Origin of the sequence: Desulfuromonas sp. TF, assembly GCF_000472285.1 — a bacterium.
Classification (GTDB): domain Bacteria; phylum Desulfobacterota; class Desulfuromonadia; order Desulfuromonadales; family ATBO01; genus ATBO01.
Map to the genome: position 1 here is coordinate 136,556 of NZ_KI421414.1, position 8,957 is coordinate 145,512.

The 8,957-nt window shown below is 59.7% G+C and carries 7 protein-coding genes; 1 reads left to right on the top strand and 6 read right to left on the bottom strand.

Features of this window, described 5'->3' with window-relative positions:
• The first annotated feature begins 2 nt into the window (after positions 1 to 2).
• Positions 3 to 2,294 carry a serine protein kinase PrkA gene (locus DTF_RS0105750; RefSeq protein ID WP_027714556.1) on the top strand — a complete coding sequence of 764 codons (2,292 nt, stop codon included), beginning with the start codon at positions 3 to 5 and terminating at the stop codon, positions 2,292 to 2,294.
• Positions 2,295 to 2,403: 109 nt separating this feature from the next.
• Here DTF_RS0105750 and DTF_RS25220 read toward each other — a convergent pair whose 3' ends face one another.
• From DTF_RS25220 to DTF_RS0105780, 6 genes are all read right to left on the bottom strand, one after another.
• A complete protein-coding gene (locus tag DTF_RS25220) occupies positions 2,404 to 4,500 on the bottom strand; it encodes a PAS domain-containing hybrid sensor histidine kinase/response regulator (RefSeq protein ID WP_051360966.1) in 2,097 nt (698 codons plus the stop codon).
• A 121-nt stretch (positions 4,501 to 4,621) separates the two neighbouring features.
• Positions 4,622 to 5,398: a hypothetical protein gene (locus tag DTF_RS0105760; protein ID WP_027714557.1), complete on the bottom strand. Its 777-nt coding sequence runs from the start codon at positions 5,396 to 5,398 to the stop codon at positions 4,622 to 4,624.
• Positions 5,399 to 5,417: 19 nt separating this feature from the next.
• Entirely contained in the window at positions 5,418 to 5,603 is a 186-nt protein-coding gene (locus tag DTF_RS0105765) for a PLDc N-terminal domain-containing protein (RefSeq protein ID WP_027714558.1), read from the bottom strand.
• A gap of 174 nt (positions 5,604 to 5,777) precedes the next feature.
• Complete coding sequence (locus DTF_RS0105770) at positions 5,778 to 6,797, bottom strand: cytochrome d ubiquinol oxidase subunit II (protein WP_027714559.1); 1,020 nt, start codon at positions 6,795 to 6,797, stop codon at positions 5,778 to 5,780.
• A 103-nt stretch (positions 6,798 to 6,900) separates the two neighbouring features.
• Positions 6,901 to 8,184, bottom strand: a complete 1,284-nt coding sequence (locus DTF_RS22095; RefSeq protein ID WP_051360967.1) for a cytochrome ubiquinol oxidase subunit I — start codon at positions 8,182 to 8,184, stop codon at positions 6,901 to 6,903.
• A gap of 151 nt (positions 8,185 to 8,335) precedes the next feature.
• On the bottom strand, positions 8,336 to 8,957 hold a 622-nt coding region (locus tag DTF_RS0105780; protein WP_027714560.1), incomplete at its 5' end, for an OmpA family protein.

Genomic DNA, 8,957 nt, shown 5'->3' on the forward strand with positions numbered 1-8,957 from the left:
ATATGAGTACAGTCGAGACGGCACTCGAACGAATTGCACAAAGCGTGGGGGAGGGCGGGCGGAAGGATCCGATTCCCTTCCATGAATTCCTGCAGGTTCTCACCGACCGCCCGCAGGCGGCCCTTCGCAACATCTTTCAGCTCTTCCACGATATGATCAAGAGCCATATCAGCGAAGGGGTGGACGAATACCCGGATGATCCTGAATCGATCCATTACGCTCTCTACGACTGCAGCCGCCTTTTCGTGGAGGACACCGATAACCCCTTCTTTGCCGACCGCCTTTTCGCCAACCGCCTGATCAACCTGGTCGAGGCCCTCAAGCGGGGGACGCAGCAGAACAAGATCTACATCTTCGAGGGGCCGCACGGCTGCGGCAAGAGCACTTTCCTGAACAATCTGCTGATGCGTTTCGAAAGATACGCCAACACCGCCGAAGGCTCCACCTACGAAACCGTATGGCGGCTCGACCGCAGGGTCCTGGGAAGCTTCAGGAAGGGGGAGACGAACGTCTTTCTGGACAAGCTTGAGAATCTGCTCGATGAGTACGAGCTGCGGCAGAGCGACGTCATCGCGGCGAAAAACTCCCAGCAGACCGGGGATGAATACATCGAGATTCCCTGCCCAAGCCATGACCATCCCATCCTGATGGTTCCCAAGGCCAGCCGCCGGATGTTCTTCAATGATCTGTTCAAAGACGAACGGCGGGTTCTCGAAATCCTCGGCGACAAGGAATATGACTGGATCTTTCGCAATCACCCCTGCACGATCTGCAGCTCGCTGTACCAGGCCCTTATCGGAAAGCTCAAGGACCCCATCGAGGTGCTTCACATGATCCATGCCCGCCCCCTGCAGTTCAATCGCCGGCTCGGGGAAGGGATCAGCGTCTACAATCCCGGCGACAAGCCGCTCAAGCAGACCGTCCTCACCAATGACATCCTGCAGAATCGCATCAATGCCCTGCTTCAGGACAGCAATCAGGTTCGTTATATCTTCTCCCGCTTCGCCAAGACCAACAACGGCATCTACGCCCTCATGGACGTCAAATCCCACAATGTGGAGCGGCTGATGGAACTGCACAACATCATCAGCGAAGGGGTGCACAAGGTGGAGGACATCGAGGAGAACGTCAGCTCTCTCTTCCTGGCTCTGATGAATCCGGAAGACAAGCAGAATATCCAGGATTTCCCCTCCTTCTCCGACCGAATCGAATCGATCAAGATCCCCTACGTGCTCGATATCGCCACAGAGGTGGAGATCTACCGCAACATCTTCGGCCGTCACATCGACGAGAGCTTCCTGCCCCGGGTGCTGCACAATTTCGCCCGTGTCATCATCGCCTCGCGCCTCAAAACCGAATCGGCCGCGATGAAGGAGTGGATCGGGGATGCCGAAAAATACCGTCTGTTCTGCGATCCCAACCTCCACCTGCTCAAAATGGAGATCTATACCGGCTACATTCCCAAATGGCTCACCGAGGAGGACCGCAAGCGCCTTAACGCCAAGCGCCGCAGGCGGATCATCGCCGAATCGGAACACGAAGGAGAGGCGGGGTTCTCCGGCCGCGAATCGATCAAGATCTTCAACGAATTCCACTCCATGTTCGCGCGCAAGGACAGGCTCATCGACATGTCTGTCCTGCGCAAGTTCTTCACCAAGATCCGTCCAGACCTGAGCGAGCTGATTCCCGCGGGTTTCCTCGACTCGCTGGTTCGAATGTACAATTACTCCATTCTCCAGGAAGTGAAGGAATCGCTGTACGACTACAACGAGGAGCAGATTTCCAGGGACATCCAGAATTACATGTTCGCCGTCAACTTTGAGCCCGGGGCGGTGGAAAGAAATCGGTTCACCGGACAGAAGCTGGAAATCAGCGAAGAATTCTTCGAATCCATCGAAGGTCGACTCCTGGGCGCCGCCGCGGATCCGTTCCGCCGCCGTGCCTTCCGCAAGGAGACGCAGAACGAATACACGTCACGGACCCTGACGCAGGAGATCGTCTCCGAAGGGAAGCCGGTGACCGAGACCGGTCTTTACCAGACCCTCTATCAGCGCTACGTCTACAACCTGAAAGAGAAGGCCCTCGACCCGTTTCTGGACAACGAAAACTTCCGGCGGGCCATCAAGGATTACGACACCGAGGACTTCCGGACCTACGACAAGCGCATCCGCGACGACGTCACCACCCTTATCGCCAACCTCGTCGAGACGTACAGGTATACCCAGAAAGGGGCCAAGGAGATGTGCATCTACGTCATCGACAATGAGCTGGCCAGGGAGTTCGCGGCTCCGTAACCCGGTTCAGTCTCTGCAGGGAAAGGTCTGGGGAAATTTTGCAAAAAGGTCAGGGGGGGATTTGCTGGATTTTTCTCGACCTTTGAGACAGACCAAAAGGAATGGCCGATCAATGGTGATGAGGAGTTCGCTTCGGCAACAGGTTCTCGATCGTCCGGTAGAGGTCGCTCCGGTCGACCGGTTTGGAGGCGAAGGCGTCCATCCCCGCTTCCAGACAGCGCTGCCGGTCCTCCTGACGGGCAAAGGCGGTGAGCGCGACAATCGGCGTATGGCGTCCTTCTCCCTCCTGCTCACGGATCTTCCGGGTGGCGGCCAATCCGTCCATGTGCGGCATCTGAACGTCCATGAGCACCAGGTCGAAATTTTGCGCCTGCCATAACTTGAGCGCCTGCTCGCCGTCTTCGGCGGTCACGACATCCCACTGGTGCCGGCGCAGCAACTGTTCGATGAGAAAGCGCACTGTGGCATCGTCTTCGGCGAGCAGAATCCGGGCCTCCGTCGGAGCTGAGGATTCTTCCGGGCTCTCCTCGGCGGAGATCGACTGAGCTTCAATTTCGACCAGGGGCAGGTATACGCAGAAGATGCTTCCCTGTCCCTCCTCGCTTTCTGCCGTGATCTCGCCCCCCATCAGCTCCACCAGCCCCTTGCTGATCGCCAGCCCCAGACCGCTGCCTCCGTATTTTTTGGTTCTCGAACTTTCGAGCTGGGAGAAACTGTCGAAAAGGTGCTCGATTTTATCCGCCGGCATGCCGATGCCCGTATCGGTGATTCTCAGTCGTACATGATGCGGATCGGGACAGCAGTCGGCCGTGACCTTCACTTCGCCCCTGTCGGTGAATTTGACCGCGTTTCCCAGCAGATTGATCAGGATTTGACTGAGGCGATCTGGATCGCCCAGCACCAGCTCGGGAACCTCCTCCGCCACCTCGAGGCCGAGGCGCAGGTCTTTATCCCTCACTTTAGGCCGGAACATTTCCACCGTCTTGTGAAGGGTTTCCTTCAGAAGAAAGGGTTCTCTGCGAATTTCCACCTTTCGCGCCTCGATGCGGGAGATGTCGAGGATATCGTCGATCAGGGTGAGCAGGTTGGATGCCGCGGTCTGGGCCATTCCCAGCAGGCGGCCCTGATCGGGGGGGAGCCCGGCCATCTCCAACTGCTCCAGGGCGGCGAAGATCACCGTCATGGGAGTGCGGATCTCGTGGCTCATGTTGGCCAGGAACTCGCTCTTGGCACGGCTGCCGTCCTCGGCCTGGATGCGCGCCCGCTTCAGTTCCTGTTCGGCATTCTTGCGATCGGTGATGTCGTGAACGATCGAGAAGAGAAGGGTTCGCCCGTTCTGGGTCAGGGGGCCGGAATAGACTTCCACCTCGCGGACTTCTCCGCTGGCCAGCCGGTGGCGAAATTCGAATCTCTGGCGTTTAAGGTTCGTCACGTCCCTCATTAAATTGCGGACTATGGCCGGTTCCAAAAGATTGATGTCGGAGATAGGGCGGCTCAGGAACTCCTCGCGGGAGTAGCCGTAGAATTGGGCAGCGGCCGGATTGGCATCCACGATTTTTCCGGAGGCGGGATCGATCAACAGCATGACGGCATGGTTATTGGCGAAGAGATTCTCGTACAGACGCTGCCGTTCGGTCCGGTCGCGTTCGGCCTCTTTTTCGGCGCTGATGTCGGAAACGGTCGTGCGGCAGATTTGCCTTCCTTGCGCATCGGTTACGGCGACGCTCTCCAGACGCACCCAGAGGGGGCTCTTGTCTGAAAGCTGCAGGGCGACTTCCAGGCGGCACGGCTCGGCCGTGCGGCACGCCTCGCCGAGGTGACGGTAGAGGGCGTCGGCGTCCTCGCGATCGAGCCAGCGGGAGAGATACTCGCCGACCAGGCGGTTGCGTTCGGTGTGCAGCAGGGCGGCGCCGGTGAGGTTCGCCTCGTGGATGAGCCCTTGGCGATCCAGGGTGAAGTGCCCGACGGGGGCGAAATCGTACAGTTCGCGGTAGCGGTCGCAGGCCTCTTCCAGTTCCAGCCGCGTTTCCCGCAGCTCCTCGTTCTGGGTCTCCAGCTCGAACTGATAGACGCCCAGTTCGTGAACCAGTTCCCGGATGTCTTCGGCGGAAAGGACGCCCAGGTCAGGCTCCTGGCCCCGGGAGAGAGCCCGAGCCAGGTCGCGAAGCCGGGTGCGGGTGGGATTGGGTTTTTTGGTATCCTTCATCTATCCTCCGGGGGCCCGGGCCCACCGGTGATGCCTCAAACGCCAGCAGGATCAGGTTGGGGAGATAAAAAAAGTAGATTACAACGTGTCAGCTGAGAATTCAAAAGGATTTTCGAACCGTTCACTTCCCGAGCATCTTTTTCAAAGCCTCCCCCGCGCCGGGAGCGACTTTCTCATCGAGTTTCTCCTCCAGACGCCCCGCTTCCTCCCCGAGCCTGTCTCGAACGGCTTTTTCCACCCCTTGGCGGACGGCGGCCTGTTCGAGGTTTTTGATCAGGGCGGCAAGGACGGCCTCGCCGAGGGCGGTCGGGGTGACTCCCTGTTCGCCGCCGATGTCGGTCAGGGTAATGGGCGGCAGTTTGGCCTGAACTTCCCTGCCGCCGACGGCGGTGAGGTCGAGAGTCCCCTGTCCCCCCTCGATGGTCAGGCGTCTGACCAGCAGGCGCGGCTGATCCTTTTCGGCTTCAGCCCCCTCCTTCTTCCGGCGTTCACCGATCCGTGCGACGTTCTGCTTGAGCACGTCAAGGTTTGTCTTCGCCGTTTCGTTCACCTCGAAAAGAAGGGACGGTTCGCCGATTCTGATCTCCTCGACAATCGGCAGTTCAGATGTCAGCGAAGCGGCATCGAGATCGAGAACGATCTCGCCGAGGCTGAAGATGTCTCTGTCGGTGAACCCAGGCGGGTTGGCCACGGTCAGGCCCCGGACCGATCCCATCCCTTCCCTGATCCTGATCTCCACGTCCTGCACCTGCACCGAAGTGCCGGCCGCCACGGTTCCGTATCTTTCGATGGCCGAAGCGACGAGAGAATCGAGATTCCTGACGAGGTAAAAAACCGCCGCGGCCACGAGAACGGCGATGACGGCGACGATCAGAAGGATGATCCTGGATGTTTTCATGACGTTCTCCTGTAAATTTTCAACGGGTGCTTCGGGGACCGGCAAAAACCCAGATGAGGAGGCCGATGACCGGCAGCAGGATGATCAGGACGATCCATGCGACCTTGGCGCCCGTGGAGGCGGTGCTCTGGAACACATTGACGACGGCCCATACGTCGAGAACCAGCACCAGCAGACCGAACAGACCACCGATTTCCAAACCCATGCATCACCTCCTCCGGTTTCGTGAGGCCTGAGACGTTCAGACCAGGTAAAAGGCTATTTTAACAGGGATTGACAAGATTGACAGGATAATGGTTAAAGAGTTGAAGGTTAAAGGCTGGTGGTTCGATTCGTCTTTATCCTGTTCATCCTGACTATCATGAGGATGGCGTCGCCATCAGACCTTAAAATCCTCCGGCGGCGCCTCCGGGTCGGGAGAGCCTCGGAAGGTCCAGTAGAGATAGAAGAGGGAAGGGACGAGGATGAGCACCCCGAAGGGGAGAACGGTGAAGAAGGCGATGAGGGTTTCGCGGGGCGCTGCCGCTTCGGCAATGGACATCCGGTCCAGCAGCAGGTCAGGATAGAGGGCTGAAGCGAAGCCGGTCAGGGTGAGAGCGACCGTCGCGCCGGCTGCGATCTGGGCGGCGGTAAAACGGCGGGTCCAGAGAAAGACCATGGTAGCGGTGCCGCAGGCGGCGGCGAAGAGGACGCAGACGAGGGTCCGGGTCAAAAGGAGCTTTGCGGCAAAGAGGGGGGCATCGAATATAGCGACGGGGACCTGAAGGGCTGTCAGCCCCCCGAGCACAAACCCGGCGATCATACCCCGTTTGCGAAAATCCTCGCGCAGCTCCCCCTTTGTGCGCACCGTCATATAGATGGGAGTCAGATAGGCGCAGATCGCCAGCCCGATGACGCCGCCGCCCAGGGTGAAAGGGGAGATCCAGTCCCAGAGCCCCGAGACGATTCGTCCATCGTCAAACTGGATGTTGCCCCCCGCCGTTGCCGTAACCGCCATGCCCAGGGCGAAGGGGGTCAGGATGCTTGAGATCTCGAAGGTCCGGGCGATGAGTGGGACCTCGCGGCCGGTCTGGCGTCCGAAATGGCGGAAGGCGAAGGCGGCGCCGCGGAAGTTGATTCCGATGAGGGCGACAATCAGGGGAATGAGCAGGGCGGTGAAGAGGACGGAAAAAGCGGTGGGAAAGACCATGAACAGCACCACGATCACGTAAATGAGCCAGACGTGATTCGTTTCCCAGACCGGTCCGATGGCGTGGAAGAGCCTTTCGCGCTGCTCCTTTTTCCGGGGGCCGGAAGCGAGCGCCGTCCAGATGCCGCCGCCGAAATCAGCGCCGCCGAAAGCGGCGTACATGATCAGGCCCAGGAGAAGGGCTGCGGCTGCGAGATTTTCAAGTTCCATGCGAGAAACCTTTTAGCTGCAAGCTGCAAGCTGCAAGCTGTAAGCTGCAAGCTTTAAGCTGTAAGTTATCAGTTATCAGCCCCCAGCCCCCAGCCCCCAGCCCCTAGCCCTTCGGCCTGACCAGCATCTTCAGCAGTCCTGCGGTGAGCAGGATGTAGATGATGAGGAAGGTGAGGAAAATCACTCCGATGCCGGGATTCGGCGTCGCTCCTTCCGACACCTTCATCACTCCGGTGATGATCCATGGCTGGCGGCCGAACTCTGTGACCAGCCAGCCGCTCTCCAGTGCGCTCAGGCCGAAGGGAGAGGCAAATACGAGCAGCCGCAGCAACCCTTTGCTCCCGGCGACCTCCCTGCGGCGCCAATACCGCCACCAGAACCAGGCGGCGGCCAGGGCCAAGATGAAAAAGGAGCCGACCATGAGGTCGAAAAAGGGGTGGACCAGCCGCGGATCGGGCCTTTCGTCCGGAGGGAAATCGTTCAGACCGGTGACAACGGCATCGGGATCCCGATGGGCAAACAGGCTCAGCAGGTAGGGGATCTCGATGCCGAAATGAACCTCTCCGGTCTTCGGATCGGGCCAGCCGCCGATGATCAGCGGCGCCCCGGCCATGGTGTTGAAGTGGGCCTCCGCCGCCGCCAGCTTCGCCTTCTGGTGCTTCGCCAGGAAATTGGCCGCCCAGTCGCCGCTGATCAGCATGAAGGGAAGGCTCAGGGTTCCCACCGCCAGCACGAGGATCATGGCCTTGCGGTAATAGGGTGTCGCGCCGCGGCGCAGCATAGCCAGGGCATAGATTCCCGCCATGGCAAATCCGGTGGCCGCGTAGGCGGCGATGGTGCCGTGCACGGCCTGGTGAGCCCAGGCCGGGTTGGCCAGGGCTTTCAGGGGAGACAGATCAGTGAGGACGCCGTCCTCCAGACGGAAGCCGGCGGGGGTGTTCATCCAGGCGTTGGCGCTGATGACGAAGACGGCGGAGAGGGCCGCCGCTCCGGCAAGAGGAATGGTGCAGAGGAAAAGAGCCCGCCTGGAGAGGCGTTTCTCTCCGTAGATGTAAAGGGCGAGAAAGATCGCCTCGGTGAAGAAGGCATATCCCTCCATCCAGAAGGGGAGCCCGATCAGAGGACCGCTCAGCTCCATGAAGTGCGGCCAGAGCAGGCCGAGCTCGAAGGAGAGGATGGTGCCGGAGACGGCGCCGATGGCGAAGAGCAGACCGGCGGGGCGGATCCAGCGCCGGGCCATCTCGTGATATAGCTCGTTCCCCGTGCGCAGGGCGATCCCCTCGGCGATCATCAGCATCAGGGGGAGCCCGATGCCGATGGTGGCGTAGATGATGTGAAAGCCGAGGGAGACGCCCATCAGGGCGCGGGCGGCGAGTACGTTGTCCATGGGCCGTATTCCTGTCCGTCCGGAAAAAAGATGTCCATCCGAAAAATATCGGATGGACATCAGTGTAGCATCGGAATGTATCTTTTCCACCGCCGCGAGAGGCTGATCCGTTCGGATTAACGCTGGCGACTGGGGATTCCGCCGACCTCGCCTACTGGGGGAGCAACGCGCAGCAAATGAGTTCCACTCGGCGGTTCTGAGCGCGTCCCTCCTCGGTGGAGTTGTCGGCGACCGGCTGGTATTCGCCGTAGCCTACGGCCTTGAGCTTTTTGGCGTCCATCCCATAGTTATCGATCAGCGCCTGACGCACGGCTTGGGCCCTCTGCTCTGAAAGCCGCTGGTTATATTCTTCTTTTCCCTTGCTGTCCGTATGTCCGGCGATAAGAATATAGGGGGCCTGGGCATTCTCACGGACGAAGGCTACCGCCTTTTCCAGTTCGGATCTGAATTCGGGCTTGATCACTGCCTTGTCAAAATCGAAGTTGATATGCAGGGTAAGTTTCAGTTCACAGCCCTTATCATCGACGACGATCCCTGCCGGCGTATTCGGGCACTGGTCGATATCGTCGGCAACTCCATCGCCATCGCTGTCGAGGGGACAGCCTTTGTCGTCAACCTTCACGCCTTTGGGAGTGTCGGGACACTGGTCGCGATCGTCGGTCACGCCGTCGCCGTCGCTGTCGAGCGGGCACCCCTTGTCGTCAACCTTCACGCCTTTGGGAGTGTCGGGACACTGGTCGCGATCGTCGGTCACGCCGTCGCCGTCGCTGTCG